The organism is Romboutsia sp. 13368 (assembly GCF_018336475.1).
GTDB lineage: Bacteria > Bacillota > Clostridia > Peptostreptococcales > Peptostreptococcaceae > Romboutsia.
In genome coordinates this window covers 591710-592103 of sequence record NZ_CP048741.1, presented here as the reverse complement: position 1 = coordinate 592103, position 394 = coordinate 591710, and the positions used below count along the sequence as shown (strand labels likewise).

Here is a 394-nt window from a genome sequence, read left to right as displayed (position 1 = left end):
ATCTGTACCATTTGGTAATAATCTATATATTTCTGGTGTTATAGAATATGAATATTGTTTATCAGTTGCTTCGTATAAATCAAGTACACCTTTATTATTTGGACTTGTTTCAAACATTATAGCAGGACCTGAAGTTCCTCTTGCTTCTATATTTATAACGTAATTAACACCTTCAAATATTTCTTTTTCTTTAACGGCCTCTTTAGCTCCTAATAGTCCACATTCTTCACCATCAGTAAATAATATCTTTATTCCATTTTCAAGTTCTACATTAGATTCTTTTATTACTCTAAGTGTTTCAAGTATTGTTGATAATGCATATCCTGCATCTGCTGAGCCTAAAGAACCTTCCTTTTGAGAATAACGTCCTTCTTTTGCACCTGCACTATCATAA

1 protein-coding gene is annotated in these 394 nt (G+C 31.2%); it reads right to left on the bottom strand.

What is annotated here, in order from left to right; all coding sequences use genetic code 11:
• Positions 1 to 394 (bottom strand): M20/M25/M40 family metallo-hydrolase (locus tag G3997_RS02465; protein WP_296647544.1); only part of this gene is annotated, 394 nt, incomplete at both ends.